General features: G+C 51.8%; 1 protein-coding gene. It reads right to left on the reverse strand.

The window, feature by feature from the left end; all coding sequences use genetic code 11:
- On the reverse strand, positions 1 to 365 hold a 365-nt coding region (locus tag EAE90_RS23445), incomplete at both ends, for an AMP-binding protein (protein ID WP_214055473.1).

The following is a 365-nucleotide window of genomic DNA, read 5'->3' on the forward strand; positions in this document are numbered from 1 at the left end:
GGCACATAAGCACCACCGGCTTTCAGTATTGCCAATATCCCTACCACCATTGCCGGTGAACGCGACACACAAATCGCCACTCGTTGATCCGGCGCTACGCCCAGTTCAATTAGCTGATGAGCCAGACAGTTAGCACGGGCATTTAATTCCGCATAACTGAGGGTTTGCTCTTCATGCACTAATGCTGTCGCATCCGGAGTTTGCTCCACCTGCTGTTCAAACAACTGATGAATACACAATGCATCAGGATACGCGGTTTCCGTCGCGTTCCAGGTTTCCAGCAACAACTTGCGCTCCGTCGGAGACAGAATATCCATTTCTCCAACCGGCTGTTGAGAGTTAGTCACCATCGCTTGCAGCACCGC

Origin of the sequence: Photorhabdus caribbeanensis (assembly GCF_018448885.1) — a bacterium.
Lineage (GTDB): Bacteria > Pseudomonadota > Gammaproteobacteria > Enterobacterales > Enterobacteriaceae > Photorhabdus > Photorhabdus caribbeanensis.